Source organism: Amycolatopsis dendrobii (assembly GCF_014145675.1).
Lineage (GTDB): Bacteria > Actinomycetota > Actinomycetes > Mycobacteriales > Pseudonocardiaceae > Amycolatopsis > Amycolatopsis dendrobii.
Genome location: NZ_JACGZW010000009.1, coordinates 276,527 through 294,919 on the forward strand (window position 1 = coordinate 276,527; position 18,393 = coordinate 294,919).

General features: G+C 68.8%; 20 protein-coding genes and 2 tRNA genes. 14 read left to right on the forward strand and 8 right to left on the reverse strand.

Annotated elements, in window-relative coordinates; genetic code table 11:
* The first annotated feature begins 150 nt into the window (after nucleotides 1–150).
* The gene (locus H4281_RS27040; protein WP_182893723.1) at nucleotides 151–1,149 is read left to right on the forward strand and encodes a beta-ketoacyl-ACP synthase III; all 999 of its coding nucleotides are present in this window, start codon (nucleotides 151–153) and stop codon (nucleotides 1,147–1,149) included.
* A 1-nt stretch (nucleotide 1,150) separates the two neighbouring features.
* On the opposite strand, the gene H4281_RS27045 is transcribed toward H4281_RS27040, so the two are convergent.
* Nucleotides 1,151–2,341, reverse strand: coding sequence for an FAD-dependent monooxygenase (locus tag H4281_RS27045; RefSeq protein WP_182893724.1), 1,191 nt, complete (start codon nucleotides 2,339–2,341; stop codon nucleotides 1,151–1,153).
* A 74-nt stretch (nucleotides 2,342–2,415) separates the two neighbouring features.
* On the opposite strand from H4281_RS27045, the gene H4281_RS45730 reads away from it, so the two are divergent.
* Complete coding sequence (locus H4281_RS45730; RefSeq protein WP_220507870.1) at nucleotides 2,416–2,874, forward strand: MarR family winged helix-turn-helix transcriptional regulator; 459 nt, start codon at nucleotides 2,416–2,418, stop codon at nucleotides 2,872–2,874.
* 41 nt (nucleotides 2,875–2,915) lie between these two features.
* Here H4281_RS45730 and H4281_RS27055 read toward each other — a convergent pair whose 3' ends face one another.
* A complete protein-coding gene (locus tag H4281_RS27055) occupies nucleotides 2,916–4,388 on the reverse strand; it encodes an adenylate/guanylate cyclase domain-containing protein (RefSeq protein WP_220507948.1) in 1,473 nt (490 codons plus the stop codon).
* Nucleotides 4,389–4,477: 89 nt separating this feature from the next.
* On the opposite strand from H4281_RS27055, the gene H4281_RS27060 reads away from it, so the two are divergent.
* A complete protein-coding gene (locus tag H4281_RS27060; RefSeq protein ID WP_182893726.1) occupies nucleotides 4,478–4,966 on the forward strand; it encodes an FBP domain-containing protein in 489 nt (162 codons plus the stop codon).
* A 17-nt stretch (nucleotides 4,967–4,983) separates the two neighbouring features.
* On the forward strand, nucleotides 4,984–5,406 hold the full coding sequence (locus tag H4281_RS27065; RefSeq protein WP_312872189.1) for an ATP-binding protein: 423 nt from the start codon (nucleotides 4,984–4,986) through the stop codon (nucleotides 5,404–5,406).
* Between the two features lie 13 nt (nucleotides 5,407–5,419).
* On the opposite strand, the gene H4281_RS27070 is transcribed toward H4281_RS27065, so the two are convergent.
* Nucleotides 5,420–6,223, reverse strand: a complete 804-nt coding sequence (locus H4281_RS27070; RefSeq protein ID WP_182893727.1) for a class I SAM-dependent methyltransferase — start codon at nucleotides 6,221–6,223, stop codon at nucleotides 5,420–5,422.
* Nucleotides 6,224–6,304: 81 nt separating this feature from the next.
* On the reverse strand, nucleotides 6,305–7,003 hold the full coding sequence (locus H4281_RS27075; RefSeq protein WP_182893936.1) for a FadR/GntR family transcriptional regulator: 699 nt from the start codon (nucleotides 7,001–7,003) through the stop codon (nucleotides 6,305–6,307).
* Nucleotides 7,004–7,080: 77 nt separating this feature from the next.
* Between H4281_RS27075 and H4281_RS27080 the strand changes: the two genes are divergently transcribed.
* Complete coding sequence (locus tag H4281_RS27080; protein ID WP_182893728.1) at nucleotides 7,081–7,425, forward strand: VOC family protein; 345 nt, start codon at nucleotides 7,081–7,083, stop codon at nucleotides 7,423–7,425.
* Between the two features lie 133 nt (nucleotides 7,426–7,558).
* Entirely contained in the window at nucleotides 7,559–7,969 is a 411-nt protein-coding gene (locus H4281_RS27085; protein WP_182893729.1) for a helix-turn-helix domain-containing protein, read from the forward strand.
* A 7-nt stretch (nucleotides 7,970–7,976) separates the two neighbouring features.
* On the opposite strand, the gene H4281_RS27090 is transcribed toward H4281_RS27085, so the two are convergent.
* Nucleotides 7,977–8,444 (reverse strand): hypothetical protein, encoded by a 468-nt coding sequence (locus H4281_RS27090; protein ID WP_220507871.1) that lies wholly within the window; start codon nucleotides 8,442–8,444, stop codon nucleotides 7,977–7,979.
* 152 nt (nucleotides 8,445–8,596) lie between these two features.
* Between H4281_RS27090 and H4281_RS27095 the strand changes: the two genes are divergently transcribed.
* Nucleotides 8,597–9,358, forward strand: a complete 762-nt coding sequence (locus H4281_RS27095; protein WP_182893730.1) for a sulfite exporter TauE/SafE family protein — start codon at nucleotides 8,597–8,599, stop codon at nucleotides 9,356–9,358.
* Here H4281_RS27095 and hisC read toward each other — a convergent pair.
* Nucleotides 9,351–10,409 (reverse strand): histidinol-phosphate transaminase, encoded by a 1,059-nt coding sequence (gene hisC / locus H4281_RS27100; protein WP_182893731.1) that lies wholly within the window; start codon nucleotides 10,407–10,409, stop codon nucleotides 9,351–9,353. The two genes, H4281_RS27095 and hisC, sit on opposite strands and share 8 nt — an antisense overlap.
* A gap of 104 nt (nucleotides 10,410–10,513) precedes the next feature.
* On the opposite strand from hisC, the gene H4281_RS27105 reads away from it, so the two are divergent.
* The 7 genes from H4281_RS27105 (at nucleotide 10,514) to H4281_RS27135 (ending at nucleotide 16,746) form a co-directional block, all read left to right on the forward strand.
* Nucleotides 10,514–11,146 carry a dienelactone hydrolase family protein gene (locus tag H4281_RS27105; protein WP_182893732.1) on the forward strand — a complete coding sequence of 211 codons (633 nt, stop codon included), beginning with the start codon at nucleotides 10,514–10,516 and terminating at the stop codon, nucleotides 11,144–11,146.
* An 85-nt stretch (nucleotides 11,147–11,231) separates the two neighbouring features.
* Nucleotides 11,232–12,122 (forward strand): quinone oxidoreductase family protein, encoded by an 891-nt coding sequence (locus H4281_RS27110; protein ID WP_182893733.1) that lies wholly within the window; start codon nucleotides 11,232–11,234, stop codon nucleotides 12,120–12,122.
* Between the two features lie 11 nt (nucleotides 12,123–12,133).
* Nucleotides 12,134–12,742: a TetR/AcrR family transcriptional regulator gene (locus H4281_RS27115; protein WP_182893734.1), complete on the forward strand. Its 609-nt coding sequence runs from the start codon at nucleotides 12,134–12,136 to the stop codon at nucleotides 12,740–12,742.
* Nucleotides 12,739–14,718, forward strand: a complete 1,980-nt coding sequence (locus tag H4281_RS27120) for an acetoacetate--CoA ligase (protein ID WP_182893735.1) — start codon at nucleotides 12,739–12,741, stop codon at nucleotides 14,716–14,718. Before H4281_RS27115 ends, H4281_RS27120 begins: the two co-directional genes overlap by 4 nt.
* 46 nt (nucleotides 14,719–14,764) lie before the next feature.
* Nucleotides 14,765–16,474 carry a phosphatidylglycerol lysyltransferase domain-containing protein gene (locus H4281_RS27125; RefSeq protein ID WP_182893736.1) on the forward strand — a complete coding sequence of 570 codons (1,710 nt, stop codon included), beginning with the start codon at nucleotides 14,765–14,767 and terminating at the stop codon, nucleotides 16,472–16,474.
* Nucleotides 16,475–16,540: 66 nt separating this feature from the next.
* Nucleotides 16,541–16,630, forward strand: a tRNA-Ser gene (locus H4281_RS27130).
* A gap of 42 nt (nucleotides 16,631–16,672) precedes the next feature.
* Nucleotides 16,673–16,746: transfer RNA gene (locus tag H4281_RS27135), tRNA-Arg, on the forward strand.
* Nucleotides 16,747–16,807: 61 nt separating this feature from the next.
* On the opposite strand, the gene H4281_RS27140 is transcribed toward H4281_RS27135, so the two are convergent.
* On the reverse strand, nucleotides 16,808–17,587 hold the full coding sequence (locus H4281_RS27140) for a hypothetical protein (protein WP_182893737.1): 780 nt from the start codon (nucleotides 17,585–17,587) through the stop codon (nucleotides 16,808–16,810).
* A 6-nt stretch (nucleotides 17,588–17,593) separates the two neighbouring features.
* Nucleotides 17,594–18,307, reverse strand: coding sequence for a flagellar basal body-associated FliL family protein (locus H4281_RS27145; RefSeq protein WP_182893738.1), 714 nt, complete (start codon nucleotides 18,305–18,307; stop codon nucleotides 17,594–17,596).
* Nucleotides 18,308–18,393: the final 86 nt, after the last annotated feature.

Consider the following 18,393-nt stretch of genomic DNA (forward strand, 5'->3'; position numbering starts at 1 on the left):
GAGGCGCAGGTCGCAATACCTCCTATCGAGCGAATGTGGAAGAGGTCTCTTAGTGACGTGGAACACAACTGACCGGTCTACCCAGGGGTAGGCCATACAAGGGAGGCAACCGGCGACGTCCGCCAACAAGCCGGTCTGGGAGGTTCCGCCATGAGCGCTGTCCGGTCGCGCCACCGTGCCGCCGTCGTCGCCGGAATCGGCGGTGCGCTGCCCGAGCACGTGGTGACGAACCACGAGATCGCGGCCCGCCTGGACACGAGCGACGAGTGGATCCGCACGCGCACCGGGATCAGGGAGCGCCGCCGCGTCGCGCCCGGCCAGTCCACTGTGGACCTCGCCGAGGAGGCCGGGCGGGCGGCGCTCGGCCCGGACGGGCACGCGGACGCCGTCGTGCTCGCCACCTCCACCGCCGACCAGCTGTGCCCGGCCACCGCGCCGCAGGTCGCGGCCCGGCTCGGCCTCGGCACCGTGCTCGCCTTCGACGTCAACGCGGTGTGCAGCGGCTTCATCTACGCGCTCGCGACCGCCGCCGGATTCATCGCGGGCGGGATGGCCGAGCGGGTGCTGGTGATCGGCGCGGACGTCTTCACCTCGCTGGTCGACCCGGACGACCGCACCACGGTGCCGATCTTCGGCGACGGCGGCGGCGCGGTGCTGCTGCGCGCGGGCGAGCCCGGCGAACGCGGCGCGCTCGGCCCGTTCGACCTGCACAGCGAGGGCGAACTGGCCAAGCTGCTGTGGGTCGAAGCGGGCGGCGCGGCGCAGCGGGTGCCGGAGAACCCGAAGGACCGGTTCATGGTCATGCAGGGCACAGCCGTCTTCCGGCAGGCGTGCGCGCGGATGGCGGAATCCTCGCGCGCGGTGCTGGAAGAGGCCGGCTGGATGGTCGGCGACGTCGACCGGTTCGTCGGGCACCAGGCGAACATCCGCATCCTCCAGGCGACCGCGAAACAGCTCGGCATGCCGGCGGACGCGGTCGTGTCGAACATCGACCGGGTCGGCAATACCAGCGCGGCGTCGATCCCGCTGGCGCTCGCGGACGCGGTCGCCGACGGGACGCTCACGCCGGGCCACCGGGTCTTGCTGACCGCGTTCGGAGCCGGGCTGACCTGGGGTTCTACGGTGCTGACCTGGCCCGAACTGCCCTGAGCTACGCGTACTCCGGCAGCGCGATCGCTTCCGAACGCGGCTTCCCGAACCGTCCCGCGGCCTTGCCCAGCCGCCGCGCCAACGGCGTGCTCGCCATCCGGAGCGCGGCGTGGAAAACGGTCCGATGCGCCTGCGACCGCGGCATCGTCACCTGCGGCGCGCCGGGGAGAAGCCGCTGCGCCTCGGTGACCAGCGGCCGCATCCGGTGTTCGTACCGGCCGAACGCCGTCCGCGGGTCTTCGTTCGCCATGAGTTCGCCGGCCAGGATGTACGCGCCGGTCAAGGCGAGCGTGGTGCCCATGCCGCTGATCGGCGAAGCGCAGTAAGCGGCGTCGCCGAGCAAGGCGACCCGGCCTTGGTGCCACGTCGGCAGTTTCGCCTGGCCGACGGCCTCCAGGTACAGCGAGCCGTTGTCCATTTCGGCCAGCACGCGCGGTCCTTCCCAGCCGACGTCGGCGTATGTCTTGCGCAGCACGGACACGGTGTCTTCGGGGGTGAGCCGGTCCAGTCCGCGTACGTCGGACAGGAAGAACAGCCCGGCGCGCATCGTGCCGACGTTGTCCGGACGCAGGAACAACATCCGGCCGCGGCCGCAGAACATCGCGCGCCACCACGCGTTGTCGGCGGCGATGCGCGGGATCGCGAGGTGCGCGGTGTAGAGGCCGAGTTCGTGCGGACGCGCGTCCGGCATCAGCATTGCGCGGGTGCGGGAGCGCAGGCCTTCGGCGATGACCACGGCGTCGAAGCGCTGGGTTCGCCCGCTCTGGAAGTCGACGTCCACGCCGATGCCGTCGTCGTGGAGTGCCTGGATCTGGTCGCCGAATCGATACGTTGTCTCGCCCGCTGACTGTTCGTACAGCAGTCTCGACAGCTGGCCGCGCAGGATTTCGATCTCGGCGGTCCCGCCTCCGGAATCGCCCTCGCCGGCACGGAACTCGGCGACCACGCGGCCGTGTCCGTCCACGAATTGCGTGCCGACCTCGCCGGTGTGCGCGGCGCGGACCGCCTCTTCGAGGCCCATTTTGCGCAGCACTTGGCGGCCGACGCCGCGGATGTCGACGTTCTGGCCCTCCTCGCGCAAATGATCGAACCGTTCGACGACGGTGACGTCCCAGCCGGAGCGCGCGAGCCGGGAAGCGAGCGCGGGACCGGCGATGCTGGCTCCGGAGACGAGAAGACTGCGACGGGTCATGGTGCTCCTCCTTGCCGGTGCTCCGATACATAGATAACCTATCTACTAGTTTAGCTACTGACAAGGATGGTCGCGTGGACGAGAACCAGGCAGCGCTCGCGGGCATGGACGAGACGACCTTCGCGGTGCGTGACGTCATCGAGGCCAGCCGTGACCTGATGGCGCGGATGGCGAAGAGCGTCGAGATGAACGCGAACGACCTCACCGCGATCGCGATCCTCAACCACCACGGGCCGATGGGACCGGTGGAATTGGGCCGCCGCCTCGGGATCAGCGGGCCGTCGGCGACCACACTGGTCGACCGGATGGAAGAGGCCGGTTACCTGGCGCGCGTCCGCAGCGACACCGACCGGCGGCGGGTGGCGGTCACGGTCACCGACTCCGCGCGGGAGATCGCGGCAGCGGTGTGGCGGTCGCCGATCGAGAAGCTGGACGCGGTGTCGCGCACGCTGAGCGCGGCGGAAAGCGCTGTGGTGCGGGACTTTCTGGTCCGGATCACGGAGGCGATGAACGAGGGGCGGGAGATCTCGTGAGCGGCGATCCCGATTAGAACCGGCATCGCCACTCACGAGCGCTAGGTCGTCCAGGTGCGGGTCTCGCGGTGGCGGCCGCGGAGGTGGAGTTCGCCGTGCAGCCGCCAGTGTTCTCGTTCGCCGCCCAGCGCGGCCTTCACCGTCGTTTCGCTGGCGAGCACCCGCGACGGAACCGCTTTCGCGTGTTCGGTGAGCCGCGCGGCCTCGTTGACCGCGTCGCCGATCACCGTGTACTCCAGGCGGCTCGACGCACCGAGTTGCCCGGCGAACACTTGTCCGGTCGCGACACCGATCCCCAGGTCGAGCTCGCCTTCCGACAACACCGCGTCGCGGATCGCGCGGGCCGCGGCGAGCGCCATCGTCGGACCGTCGGACAGCCGAGTCGGCGCACCGAAAACGCACAGCGCGGCGTCGCCCTGGAACTTGTTGACCAGCCCGCCCCGAGCGTCCACCGCGGACACCACACTCGCGAAAAACCGGTTCAGCTTCTCGACCAGTTCCTGCGGCGGAGTGCGCGACGCGAGCGCCGTCGAGTCCACGACGTCCACGAACAGCGCGGTGACCTCGCGGACGTCGCCGGAGAGCGAAGCGCCGTATTCGAGCGCGTGCCGGGCGACGTCGGCGCCGACGTGGCGGCCGAAGAGATCGCGCATCCGGTCCTGTTCGCGCAGGCCGGCGGCGAGGTCGTTGACCGACGTCTGCAGCATCCCGATCTCGCTGGAATCGTCCACGTCGACGTGCACGTCCTTGCGTCCGCGCGCGATCCCGTCCAGCGCGATCCGCAGCCGGTGCAGCGGCGCGGCGACGGCGCGGGACAGGAGCGCGGTGCCGATCGCGCCGGTCGTCAGGCCGGTCACCGACAGCACGATCAGGCTCGCCGTCGGGTTCCCGTTGCGGCCGAGATCGGGCGGCGTGGTCACAAGCAGCACGCCGATCAGCGGTACGCCGCTCGCCAGTACCCAGGTGACGACCAGCCGGGTCAGCACGGTGACCGGCAGCGAACCGCGCGGCGGCAGCACGTCGAGCGCCATCGTCATCACCGGCCGCGCGACCCATTCCGCGGCCAGGTAGGTGAGCCCGACCGTGGTCAGCCCGCCGAGCCCGATGGTGAGCGCGATGCCCGCCGCGTCACCGAGAGAACCGAGAACGCCGGCGAGAATGCCCAGCGCGAGCGCGCCGATCAGCCAAAGCGTGCCGCTCACCACGGCCATGTCGAACGGCAGCCGCAGCGCGCGTTTCGCCTCGTCCGCGGACGGCGGGCGGCCGATCGTGAACCACACCACGGTGCGGCGCTGCAGGTAGGCGGTCCAGAGCGTGCCGACGACCAGAGCGAGCGCGACCACCCCGGCCGCGGTGACGCCGAGCACCCAGCCGCGGTCGTCGACGTCCTCCGGCAAACCTTGCAGGAGCAGCAGCAACGCGACGACGCCCGCTCCGGCGACACTCGACCCGACGCCGAGCGCGGCGAAGCCCAGACTGGTGCGCAGAACCAGCCGGAACCTCCCCGCGATCATCTTGCGCACTCGCAGATCGTATGGGGTGGCGGGTCCGGGAGCGAAAAAAGCTGTCGCCGTCGCGGCGCGGCGATGGTTAGCGTGGCTGTATGCAACCGCTCGACCCCGCCGAGATCCGTGCCTCGTTCGTCAACTGTTCCCGCGGGGAAGCCAAGTCCGTCACGCTGCCCGCGGACGTCCCGTGGGAGAAGCGCGATTTCCTCGGCTGGCGCGATGTGAAGGCTCCCGGCCGGGCGTACCTGGTCGTGTCGCACGGCGACGAGCTGATCGGCCTGTCGCTGCGCGCCGCTCCGCCGCCGAAATCCCGGCTGCGCAGCAACATGTGCGCGTTTTGCGGCACGACGCATCCGCTCGCCGACATCACGCTGTTCGCTGCTCGGCTGGCCGGAAAAGCTGGCCGCGACGGCAACACGGTGGGCACGTATTTGTGCGCTGACCTGGCGTGCAGCGCGTATCTGCGCGGCGAACTCAAGCCCGCGGTGCCACAGCCGAAGGAGTCGCTCTCGGAGGAGGAGCGCGTCGAGCGGATGAACGAGAAGATCGGCCGGTTCGTGGCGCGGGTGCTGGAAACCCGGTAACCGCCGTGCGGGTGCTGGTGACCGGGATGTCCGGAGTGGGCAAAAGCAGCTTGCTCACGGAACTTTCCCGGCGCGGGTACCGCACGGTCGACACCGATTACGGCGGCTACACCCGCGACGGGCTCTGGCGCGAAGACCGGATCGCCGCGTTGCTGTCGACGCCGGGCCCGTTGTTCGTGTCCGGCACGGTCTCGAACCAGGTGCGGTTCTATCCGCGGTTCACCGACGTCGTGTTGCTCAGCGCGCCGCGCGAGGTGCTGATCGAGCGGCTGGCGACGCGGACCGGGAATCCATACGGGAAGCATCCGGACGAACTTGCCGAAACGTTGCGGTATCTGGACGAGGTGGAGCCGTTGCTGCGCGCGTCGGCGACGTTCGAGGTGGTGACCACGGCGCCGGTGGCCGAGGTCGCCGACGCGGTGCTGCGCCGAGTTGGTTAGCGGTTCAGAAATCTCATTCGGCGATCCGGCCCATCTTGCGGATCATCGGGAACAGTGCCGACGCGCGCAAAGCCAGCCGGGACGCGGTCGGGAGCTTCGCGAGGGTCGCGCCGTTCGCCCAGTCGGTCGCGTCCAAACAGGACACCAGGCGCAGGCCGTAGCGTTCGAGTTCGTGCGGATCGTCGATGCCCCAATGCAAAGTCGCGCCCGAGCGGCGGACCACCGGGTTGATCATCTGCGCCTTGACGCCGAGCGAACTGAAGAAATCGGCCACGATCCGGCCGGACGGGAACTTGCCGACGAGCCTGCGGACCAGTTCGGTTCCGGACTCCGCGGTGAGGTACATGGTGAGCCCCTCGGCCACGATCAGCGCCTCGCGGTCGCCGGGAACCTGGTCGAGCCAGCCGAAATCGGTGACGGACGAGCCGATCATCGTGTATCCGGGCCGCTCCGGGTAAATCCGGCCGCGGACGTCCACGACCTCGGGATAGTCCACATCGAACCAAGCGACCGAGGGCGGCGGGTCGAGCCGGTACACCCGGGTGTCCATCCCGCAGCCGAGGTGCACGACGATCGCGTCGGGGTGCTCGGCGAGCCACTTGGCGGCCATCTCGTCGATCGCGCGCGCCCGGATCGCGACGGAGACCGCGGAGTTCTCGTTCACGCCTAGCTTGCGGAAGTCGTAGTCGATCTTCTTGACTGCTTCGTCGGCGGCGGTGTCACCGAGAATCGGTTCTTTGCGGCGGGCGTCGAGCGCTCGGCCGTACAGCGTGCCCAGGTTGGTCGCTTTTTCCTCGGTGAAGTGCACTTTCTCCACGGTTGAGCCCCCTTGTTATCACAGTTTTCACAAACTTGTGAAGACTGTAGCGCTGATTGCCGGGGGAGGCATCCTCCTTGTTCAGGAAGACGCGTAGTCGTGGGCGTAGGTTTTCGCGTCCAGCAGGTGCTTGAGCGTGATCTCGCGAGCCGCGGCCGCGTCCGACCGGCTGATGGCGTCGAGGATCGCGCGGTGCTCGGCGACGGCCTTGCGGATCTGCCCAGGCAGCCGCAGCGCGGCCCGGCGTTCCTCGCCGACCAGGGCGAGGACTGAACGGAGCAGGTCAGCGACGTCGTCATTGCCCGCGTTGCCCGCGATCACCCGATGGAACTCGGCGTCCGTCGCGATGACACGCAACATGTCACCCGCCGCCGCGGCCGCCTCCATCTCCGCGACGTTGTCCGCGAGCCGCTGCACGACGCGCGGCGTGTGCTGCGTCGCGAGCCGCTCGGCGAGGGTCGGCTCGACGGTCGCGCGGAGGTCGAACAGCTTCTCCACCAGCTGCTCGTGCTCGGAAAACCAGCTGCTCAGCGGGCTTTCCGCAGTGTCCTGCTCGCGGACGTATGTCCCTGACCCGGCGCGGATCTGGACGTACCCGATCGAATCCAGGACGCGCAACGCCTGCCGCAGCGACCCGCGGCTGATGCCGAGCTGCTCGCACAGCGCGCGTTCCGCGGGCAGGCGCGACCCCGGCGGGAGCTCGCCCGAGTCGATCATCGCGCGCAGATGGTCGACCGTGGCGCTCCAGACCTGGTCGGATTCGTGGGCCACGCCGCCCATCCTGGCAGCTGACGACCCGGGACGCGCGAAATTGTCGGTGGCGGGTGTCACGATCATGGGCGGGAAAGGGAGGGATCATGACCGCGAAGTTCAAGGATCTGGCACTGGACGCACTCGACCACCAGGCACAAGCCGACTGGTGGTGCACGACGCTCGGCTACGTCCGCCGGAGCCCGCGCGCGGAGAGCCCGCCGGACTGGCCGGTCGCCATCGTGGACCCGGCCGGCGAGGGGCCGTTGATCTGGCTGAACCCGGTGCCGGAGGGCAAGACGGTGAAGAACCGGATGCACCTGGACGTCTGGGGAGATCCGGCTGAGCTGGCTGCCGCCGGGGCGCGGCTGGTGGCGGAGCGGGGCGAGGGCCGGGAGTGGCATGTGATGGCGGATCCGGAGGGGAATGAGTTTTGCGTTTTTGAGCGGTGAGTGCGGAGCGCTGGCTGGCGGTCGCGGAACCGCCCGCCTGGCCGAGAAGCGCCGGGTGGTTCGCCGGGGCCTTGTCGCCGCGCACCTATCAGGCGTAGCATAAATGCCACGCTAACTTGGAGGTGATCTCGCTATGAACGCCACGCGCTCCCAGTTCTGGGATGATCTTGTCGAGGACCTGGGCGACCCGGAGCTGCTCCGCGCCTACCTCGTCGAAAGCGTCCGCATCGAAACGATCGACCGACTGGTAAACAGCCTCGACGAGGCCCGGCTGGCCAGCAATCTGAGCAAAGCGGACCTGGCTCGCGCGATCAGCGAGGAGCCGTCCGTGGTGCGTCGGCTTTTGTCTCCCAGCCACCGCAATCCGACGATCGGCACTCTCGCCGAGGTCGCTGCTGCGCTGGGAATGCGGGTCACCCTCGAACCCTTGCCGCCGGAAGAGCAAGCGACGGTGACGGAGTCCTTGCGAACGGGATCGACAGGCAATCCGGAACAGCTGGCTCGGGACATCCTCGCCAAGCGCGAACTCGCCGCTGCCCGGTGACTGTCGGTTAGAAGAGGGACCGCGGGTTGCGTCGGCGGTATTCGTCGCCCATCGCCCGCACCGCCGCGTAGTCCTGTTCCCTGAGTTCGGTCTGAAAGGGTTTGTCGCGTCCGTCGACGATGACGAGCAACGGCTTGTCCACGCCTTGAGCGTCGTAGTCCAACAAGCAAAACAGGCGATAGTGGTGCCTGCGGGGACCGTTGCAGCGGACCTCGAACCAGCCGGTCATGGCACCGTGCATCGCTTCCCACTGCCCGCCGCCGGCGAAACGCTTCGGGGGAGCGGCGGCGACCGCGATCAGAACGGCCTCCATCTTCACCCTGACCTTGGCGGGGCAAACTTTGCGCAGGAAGTCTCGGCCCGGCGCGCTTTCGCCAGGATCGTCGACACGGTGACGTCTGAAGTAGACGATCTCGTGTGCGTCATCTGAGGACGGCCCCGTACGTATCGGCGATGGAGCCTTCTTTCTCGCCATCACAGTTGGTGACTGTATGTGCGGGGTACGACAGAATTCGGTGAGCTGTTGCGTCGGCGGGCCAGTCGCGAAGATGCCGTCAAGTGTCTGACCGGACACATCGCGTCGCCGGGTGGTGAGGGTCCTGCTTAGGGTCAGCGGGTGAGTGCTTTATGACCTGGTGGCATGCCGTCGTCATCTTCATTGCCGGGATGTGGGCCGGGACGATCAACACCGTCGTCGGTTCCGGGACGCTCGTGACGTTCCCGGTGCTCGTCGCGCTGGGGTATCCGCCGGTGACCGCTACGACGTCGAACGCGGTCGGGCTCGCGCCGGGGACGATCAGCGGGGCGTACGGGTACCGGCATGAGCTGGTCGGCTACTGGCCGCAGGTGGTGCGGTTCGCGATCGCCTCGTTCTTCGGGGCCATCGGCGGCACCGTTCTCCTCCTGACGTTGCCCAAGGACGCCTTCGAGAAGATCGTTCCGGTGCTCGTCGGGCTCGCCGTCGTGCTCGTGATCGTTCAGCCGAAGGTGTCGAAGTGGGTGCAGAAGCGCCGCGAGGCCAACGGGCGCGAGCATCACGCCGGGCCGTTGCTGTTCGGGCTGCTGTTCGTCATCGGCATCTACGGCGGCTACTTCACCGCCGCGCAGGGCGTGATGATGATGGCCGTCATGGGCATGCTGCTGTCCGAACCGCTGCAGCGGCTCAACGGCGTGAAAAACGTGCTGTCCGCGGTCGTGAACATCGTCGCGGGCACTATTTACGCGTTCGTCGCTCCGGTGAGCTGGCCGGTGATCGGGCTGCTCGCGCTCGGGTCCACGATCGGCGGGCAGCTCGGGGCCAAGATCGGCCGCAAGCTGCCGCCCACCGTGTTGCGCGGCGTGATCGTCGTGATCGGGCTCGCCGCGGTCGTGCAGCTGGTGCTCAAATAGCCTGGAATTCCTTGGCCGCAGCCAGCATCAGGTCGTTCTCCTCCGGCGTCCCGATCGTCACGCGCGCGCCCTCGCCGGGGAACGGGCGCACGATCAGCTTGCGGTCCAGCATGTGCTCCGCGAAAGCCGCAGTGCGCTCGCCGAGCGGGAACCACACGAAGTTCGCCTGGGTCGGCGGGATCTCGTAGCCCATCTCCAGCAACGCGTCCCGCACGCGGGTGCGCTCGGAGATGATTTCCCGGCACCGGGCGAGCAGTTCGTCCTCCGCGTCGAGCGATGCGATCGCGGCCACCTGCGCGATGCTGTTCACCGAGAACGCCACGTACACCTGTTGCAGCGCCTGCGCGATCGGCTCCGGCGCCACCGCGTACCCGACGCGCAGCCCGGCGAGCCCGTACGCCTTCGAGAACGTGCGCAGCACCGCGACATTGCTGTGCGTCCGCGTGAACTCGACGCCGTCCGGCACCTCGGGGTCGGTGACGAATTCCTTGTACGCCTCGTCCAGGACCACGAGCACGTGCGGCGGCACCGCTTCGAGGAACCGCTCAATCTCGTCCCGGTGCAGCACGGTGCCGGTCGGGTTGTTGGGGTTGCAGACGAACACCAGCTTGGTGCGGTCGGTGATCCGCGCCAGCATCGCGTCGAGGTCCAGCCCGTGCTCCGGGGTCAGCGGAACCTTCACGCCCGTCGCGAGCGCCACCTGGACCACGATCGGATAGGCCTCGAACGACCGCCAGCCGAACAGCACCTCGTCGCCGGGACCGCACAGCGCCTGGATCATCTGCTGGCACAGCGAAACCGAGCCGCAGCCGATCGCGAGGCGTTCGGCCGGGACGTCCAGCCGCCGCGAAAGCCGTTCGCGCAAAGCCTGGGATCCGTTGTCCGGGTAGCGGTTCACTCCGGTTACCGCAGCCGTGATCGCCGCCTGGACGCTCGGCAGCGGACCGCCGGGCACCTCATTGCTCGCGAGCTTGACGGCCCCTTCGATCGTCCGGCCAGGGACGTACTTCGGCAACGAATCGAGGTCAGGGCGGGGGGCGAGGGACGGCATCGTCGGAACTCCTCGGTTTTCACGGGACGACGGGGTCACCGTATCTCGCCCCGGCGGATCCGGAAAGGTTCCCAATGTTCACCCAGAGGTGATTGCATGAGGCGATGACGTCGACGACCACCGTGGATCACCAGCGTACCGACGGCAGCACGCTGCGCCTCACCTTCGCCGAACCCGACGGCGCGCTTCGCGGCGGCCTGGTGGTCCTGCACGAGGGCGACGGGGTCACCGACGGCGTTCTGCTGCTGGTCAAAAGCCTTGCCGGCGAAGGCTGGCTCACCGTCACCCCGCACATCGAGTCCGGCGAGCAGCTCACCCAGCGCGACCTGCTCGACGCCACCGACCGCACGCTCGAATGGCTCACCGACCGCGGCGTCGAGGCCGACCTGCGCGGCGTCGTCGGGTTCGACCTCGGCGGCACGGCGGCATTGGTAGTCGCCTCGCACCGCAAGTTCGGCGCGGCAGTGAGCGTCGGCGGCCAGGCGGTGGCGGAACTGCCGAAGCTGCTGGAAATCGCCGGACGCGTGACCAGCCCGTGGCTCGGCATGTACGGCGACAACGGCGACGAAGCGGGCGAGGCCGAGGTGGAGCAGCTGCGCGAGGCCGCGGCGTCGGCGAAAGTCGCGACGAACGTCGTGCGCTATCCGGGCGCGAACCACCGCTTCGACGCGGATCCCAGCGCGGCTGAAGAAGCTTGGCAGCGCACTCTCGACTGGTTTGACGCCCACCTCCGCTGATCTCCGGCAGCGCCCTTGACGGGCCGCTGCGTACTCACTTAACGTTCCGATCCGGATCGAAACGTTAAGTGAGAGGAATCACCCGGTGAAAGCGGTGCTTGTCGAACCCCAGCAGCGGCTCGTCCTGTCCGAAACACCCGACCCGGCTCCTGGCCCAGGGCAAGCCGTCGTCGAGGTCGAGGCGATCGGCGTGGGCTACGTCGACATCATGTACCTGCGGGACGGCGCCACCTCAGTGCCTGGCGTCGAGGTCGTCGGCCGGGTCGAATCCGGCCAGCGCGTGCTGGCGCTCATCCTTTCCGGCGGCTACGCCGAGCAGGCCGTGGCTGACCCGGATCAGCTCTACCCGGTGCCCCAGAACCTCGACTCGGCCGACGCCGTCGCTTTGGGCGTCAACGCCTTGGTCGCGGAAGGCGCAGTACGCCGAGCCGCAGTCGTCCCGGGCGAACGGGTGCTCGTCCGCGGTGCGAGCGGCGGGATCGGCGTGCTCGCAACCCAGATCGCCCACGCCCGCGGTGCCGAGGTCACCGCAGTGACGTCCTCGGCGGAGTACGGCGAACGGCTTCGAACCCTCGGCGCCGCGAAAATCGTCGACCGCACCCGCGAGCGTCCCGGGGAGACCTACGACGTCATCATCGACACCGCAGCTGGCCCGCAGGTACGTGAGCACTTGGAACTGTTGCGCCCCAACGGTCGCTATGTCCTTTGTGGAGGAACGGCGGGCGTCCCGGAGATGGAAGCCTTCGCCCCGTTGATGGCCAACTTCCACAACTCGTCGACGCTGTTCACGTTCAGCCTCACCTCGGTGCCGCCGGAAGAGCGCCGGAAGTCGTGGGACCGCGTTCTCAAGCTCGTCGAAGACGGTCAGCTCTCCGCCGTGCGCGATCGAACATTCCCGCTCGCCGAGGCCGTGGCCGCCCTCCAGCACGTGGAGCACGGGAAATCGTTCGGTAAGGTCGTGCTGCTCAACGGATAGCGGGAGAATTCATGGCGCGCCAGCGGGACGAGCGGATCGACCACGCCGTGCTGGTCGCGGTGTGCGAACTGGTCCGGGAATCCGGCTATTCGGCGCTGACCATGGAGGCCATCGCCCAGCGCGCGGGCACCACCAAACCCGCCATCCGGCGCCGGTGGAAAAGCCGGCAGCACGTCGTGGTCGCCGCGCTGGCGGAGGCGCGCACCGGGGTCGCGGAGATCGACACGGGATGCACCTGCTGCGATCTCGTCGGTCACCTCGACGCCCTCCGGACCGGCCTCGAGGACCCGGTTTTCGGCCGCGTCCTCCCGGCGCTCGCCGTCGATCTGGCGGACGATCCGGAGCTGCGGGAAGACTTCCTGACCTCGTTCTGGGCCCCGCGCCGGGAGGCCTGCACCGTCTCCCTGCGCAAGGCCGAGGAGCGCGGGGACCTCCCGTCCGGCCAGGACGTCGACCTGCTGCTGGACCTGTTCGCCGCCCCGGTCGTCTTCCGCTCGCTGTTCGGGCACCGGGAATTGACCCGCGAGTTCGTCCTGGACGTCGTCCGCGCGCTGCTGTCCGGGGTGGGCACGGTCGAAAAAGGACTTTGCGAGCACACCGGGGTTAGCATCGGCGAGTGACCGAGAACGCCGCTGTTCCCGAGGTGCTATGGCGACCCGACCCGAACCGGGTCGCTGACACGAAGATCGAGGCCTTCCGCCGATGGCTGCGCGAGCGGCGCGGCGTCGACCTCGCCGATTACGACGACCTGTGGCACTACTCGGTCGAGCAAGTTCCGGAGTTCTGGACCGCGGTGGCGGAGTTCTTCGGCGTCCGCTGGCACGAGCGGCCGCGGGAAGTCCTGTCCGGCGCGATGCCGGACGCGAAATGGTTCGACGGCGGCACGCTCAACTACGCCGAACACTCGCTGAGCCCGGATACCGGCGGCGCCACGAAGGCCGACGACGAACTCGCAGTGGTTTTCCACCGCGAGGACGGGCTCGCCGAGCAATTCACCTACGGCGACCTCCGTGCGCACGTCGCCGCCGCACGGGCCGCGTTGCGGGCTTTCGGCGTCGGCAAAGGAGATCGCGTCGTCGCGCTCGCGCCGAACTGCCCGCAGACGCTCATCGCTTTCCTGGCCACCGCCAGCCTCGGCGCGATCTGGTCGTCGTGTTCCCCGGACTTCGGGATCCGCGCGATCGCCGACCGGTTCACCCAGATCGAGCCGAAGGTGCTCATCGCGGTGAACGGATACGCTTACAACGGCCGGAAATTCGACATCCGCGACACCGTTCAGCAGCTGCGCCACCAGATTCCGTCGCTGGAAGCCACCGTTTTGGTGAAATACCTGGGAGACGGGACGCTGGACGGCGTCATCGACTGGAACGCGATGCTCGCCGAACACGCGGGCGGCGAGCTGGCGTACGAGCCGGTGGACTTCGCGCATCCGTTGTGGATCCTGTACTCCTCGGGCACGACCGGCCTGCCGAAGGGAATCGTGCAGGGCCACGGCGGCATCGTCGTCGAACACTTCAAGGCGCTGGGCCTGCAGAGCGGGCTCGAGCCAGGGGACCGGTTCTTCTGGTTCACCACCACCGGCTGGATGATGTGGAATTTCATCGCCTCCGGGCTCCTCGTCGGCGCGACGATCGTGCTGTACGACGGCAGTCCCGGCCATCCGGATCTCAACGCGCTGTGGCATCTGGCCGAACAGCACCGCGTCACCTACTTCGGCACGTCCGCGCCGTTCATCCAGAGCTGCCTCAAAGCGGGCCTCGCCCCGGCCGAACGCTACGACCTCAGCGCGCTGCGCGTGGTCGGCTCGACCGGTTCGCCGTTGTCTTCCGAGGGTTTCCGGTGGATCGCCGACGCGATCGGCCGGGACGTGCAGATCTGCTCGGTCTCCGGCGGCACCGACCTGTGCGCGGCGATCGTCGCGGCCGCGCCGGACGTCCCGGTGTGGCTCGGCGAACTGTCCTGCCGCGCGCTCGGAGTGGCCGCGGCGGCGTTCGACGACCACGGCGAGCCGGTGGTCGAGGAGGTCGGCGAGCTGGTGATCACCGAGCCGATGCCGTCGATGCCGGTCTCGTTCTGGAACGACCCGGACGGTTCCCGGCTGCGCGAGGCGTACTTCGACACTTACCCGGGTATCTGGAGGCACGGCGACTGGGTCAAGATCACGCGCCGCGGTTCGGCGGTGGTCTACGGCCGCAGCGATTCGACGCTCAACCGCGGCGGCGTCCGGATGGGCACCGCCGAGTTCTACCGGGTCGCGGAAGGGTTCGCCGAGGTCGCCGACTCGCTGGTCATCGACACGTCGGCGGCGGGCAACGACGACGGGCAGCTGCTGTGTTTTCTCGTACTCACAGCAGGCGCGAAACTCGAAGAAGTAGAGCCTGACCTGCGGAAAGAGCTTCGCAACGCGCTGTCGCCACGACACGTACCCGATCGGTTCATGGTCGTTTCCGAGATTCCCCGTACGTTGAACGGTAAGAAGTGCGAAGTACCAGTGAAGCGGATCCTCTCCGGAGTCGCGCCGGAGAGGGCGGTGAGCAGGGACGCGCTGGCCAACCCGGCCGCGCTGGCCCCCTTTGTGGAGCTCGCCGCGGACTGAACGCGCAAGCGGGGGGAAGCATGGCAGGGCCGTACGTGTTGCACGCGTGGTGACGGGGACACGCGCGCAGCACACTTGGCAGGCGGCAGGCGTCACGTCGGTCGTCGCGATCACGTGGGTGACCAGGCTGGCCGGGCTGGTGGCGATCGTGTCCACGGTCGTACCGGTGGGCCGCGACGTGCGCGGGCATGTGGCCAAATGGCTGGAGCTGCCGAGCGAAGCGACCACTGCGGCGGCCGCTGTGGCGCTGGTCACCGGTGTGTTGCTGATCATGCTCGCCGCCGGGCTCCGCCGCCGCAAACGCCGCGCTTGGCAACTGGCGGTCGGCTTCGCCGCGCTGCTGGCGTTGTCCCACCTCGGGCTGCGGCATGTTTTCGGTGCCGGAGTGGTGTCGATGGTGCTGCTGGCCGGGCTCATCGGCACGCGGCGGTACTTCATCGCCCGCCCGGACCCGACCGTCGGCCGCTGGCGCGCGTTGCGGGTGCTGCTGCAGTTGGTGCTGGCCGGGTTCGTGCTCAACTTCGCGCTGCTGTCGGTCGCGCCCGCCCGGATGCTCGACCCGCTGAGCTTCGCCGACCGGCTGTCCCAGTCCGCGCTCGCGCTCACCGGCGTCAGCGGGCCCGCGGTGTTCCACGAGATGTGGTTCGAGGACCTGTCCGCGTCGATCGGGCTGCTCTTCAGCATCACCGGCGTGCTGGTGTCGGCGTACTTCCTGCTGCGTTCGGCCGAACCCGCGCCAGAGCTGTCTGACGACGAACTCGCGCGGCTGCACGAGTTGCTGAAGCAGCACGGGGACCGGGATTCGCTCGGCTACTTCGCGCTGCGCCGCGACAAGTTCGCGGTCTTCTCCAAGACCGGCAAGGCGGCCGTCACGTTCCGCGTGATCGCCGGCGTCGCGTTGACCTCGGCCGACCCGCTCGGCGACCACGAGGCGTGGCCCGGCGCGATCGAGGAGTACCTGGACATCTGCCAGCGCAACGCCTGGGTGCCCGCCGCGATGGGCGCGTCCGAGCTGGGCGCGACCGTGTGGGCCCGGTTCGGCCTGGAGGTACTGGAAATCGGCGACGAGGCGGTCGTCGACACCAAGACGTTCACGCTGGAAGGCCGCGTGATGCGCGGCGTACGGCAGGCAGCGTCGCGGACGAAGCGGGCCGGCTACAAGGTCCTGGTGCGCCGAGCCGAAGACTTGCGTCCTGGCGAGCTGCCCGAGCTGGTGCACCTGGCCGCTGCCTGGCGCGGCACCGAAACCGAACGCGGCTTCTCGATGGCGCTGGGCCGCATGGGCGACCCGGGTTCAGTGATCGTCACCGCAGAACAAGGCGGCCGCGTCCGTGGCGTGCTGCAGTTCGTGCCGTGGGGCGAGCGAGGCTTGTCGCTCGATGTGATGCGCCGGGACCGCACCGTCGACAACGGCGTGAACGAGCTGATGATCTCGGAGCTGCTGCTGTACTCCCGGGAGCACGACATCGACCACGTGTCGCTGAACTTCGCCGCCTTCCGCGCCCTGATGGAACAGGGCCAGCGCATCGGCGCGGGCCCGGTCGCGCGGCTTTCGGCGAAAGTCCTGCACTTCTTCTCGCGCTGGATCCAGATCGAAAGCCTCTACCGGTTCAACGCCAAGTTCCAGCCCCGGTGGGTCCCGCGATATCTCGTCTACCCGGGCGTCGGGTCGCTCCCGCGCGTCGGCATAGCGACCTTCGAAGCCGAAGGCCTAGGCGGCCGTTCTCCCTGGTTGCGCCGGGTGCTGCACCGTTGAGGGGGGTGCCTTCCGGAGGGGCTGGAAGGGTGTGTAACCTATCTGAGCAGTGGTCGTTAGGACCCAGGAGGCTTCGCCTAGTCTGGTCTATGGCGCCGCACTGCTAATGCGGTTGGGGGTAACCCCCCCTCCCGGGTTCAAATCCCGGAGCCTCCGCTGGTGCCTGTTTCGGCAGGTGCTAGGTTAACAACTGAACACGCGCCCGTAGCTCAGCTGGATAGAGCATCTGACTACGGATCAGAAGGTCAGGGGTTCGAATCCCTTCGGGCGCACTGTCTGGTCGAGACAGTAAACAACGGGCCGGGTGCTTTTCGCACCCGGCCCGTTGTGCAGTTACGGCTTCTTGAGCCGATCCAGCACCGCGCGGGTCTGCACTTGTGCGATCGACGACAGGTCGTCCATCTTCAGCGGCGCCTCGCCAGGCGCCCGGTGGACCGCGACCTGGATCTCCACCGTCACGTTGCTGTCCTCCACTCCCACGATGTAACTCGCGCCCGGGCCCGGTTCCGTGGTGCTGCCCGCGCGCCAGTAGTTCCGCGTGCCGAGTCCAGCGATCGTGCCGGAGGTCCAGCCTTGTGCCGGCTTGGTGTTCCACTGCTCGTACGCCGGTGGCCGGTCCGCCGAGGCGAACTCGGCGCGGACGGCGATTCCCGCCTCGTTGGTAGCGACGCCGTCGGTCGCGGAGGTGCTCGTGTAGCGGAGGCTGCAGCTCAGGTCGCCGCCGTAGCCCTCGCTTGGCTGGCCTTCCCGGTGGACCGGCGGGATCGGGGTGGTGGACCATTTCGCCAGCGGTTTCGGGTCCAGCAGGGCGCAGGCGTCGGAGATCCCGCTCATCGAGTACTTGCCCGGTGGCGCGGCGGGAGAGGCGCTGGTGGACGGGGCCGCGCTCGAGGCGGCCGGGACGGGAACGGGGGCGGGGTCGGCTTGGGACGAACCGCCGCTGAGGGACAGGCCGATCGCGATTCCGGCGCCGAGAACCACGACCAGGCCGAGCACGCCGGCCACGATCCATCCGGTCTTGGGGCCAGGGGGTCCGGGCGGCCGGGGCGGGTTCCATCCCGGGAACGGTTGCCCGGCAACGGGATCGGGGCGCGCGCCCTGCGGATCGGTCATCTGCGGCTAGTTCCCTTTCAACCCGTTCAACACCTTCCGGGCCTGTGCTTCGGCGATCGGCTGGACCTCGGTGCGGTGCATCTGCGCGACCTCCCGGGTACGGCTGAAATTGAGCCGGACGCGGACCGAGACGTTGGCGTCCACCGCGCAGAGGACGTAGCGCGTGTTCGCGACCAGATCGCCGTAGACCTCGGAGTGCCAGAAGCCCTCGGTGCCGACTCCGGTGATGGAACCGGAAGCTTTGCCCTCGCCGGTTTTCGCGAGGGTGCCGCGTTTCCAGTTCGAATAGGAGGACGGCGCGGTGCCCTCGGTGAAATCGACGTCGAGGAGGATTTCGGCGGTGTTCAGGGTGTCGCTGCCGGTATAGCGCATCTCGCAGTTCAGGCTGCCGGCGTCGTGCTCGCTCGGGCGGACTTCCTCGTGCTTGGGCGGGCCCTTCGGCGTGGGCGACCACTTCTGCAGCGGAGCGGGATCGACGAGATCGCAGGCGTTGCCGACGTGATCCATCGAATAGCCCGGCGCGGCGACCGGCTTCGGCGGCGGATCGGACGGCTGCCCGGCCACGACGCCGACGGCGATCCCGGCCCCCAGCACGACCACCAGCGCGGCGACTCCGCCGATGATCCAGCCGGTCCGGCGGGGTTTCGCAGGAGGCGGGTGTCCGTAACCGGCAGCGGGGAACGGATTCGTCGGCGGCTCGTCGCGCCTGTAGTCGGTCATCCCCCGCAGCCCTCCACCCGGCGAACCGGGCACCGGGACCTGGCTCCGCCCGACTATATCCTTCCGCTTCCGCCGAGACGAGCCGC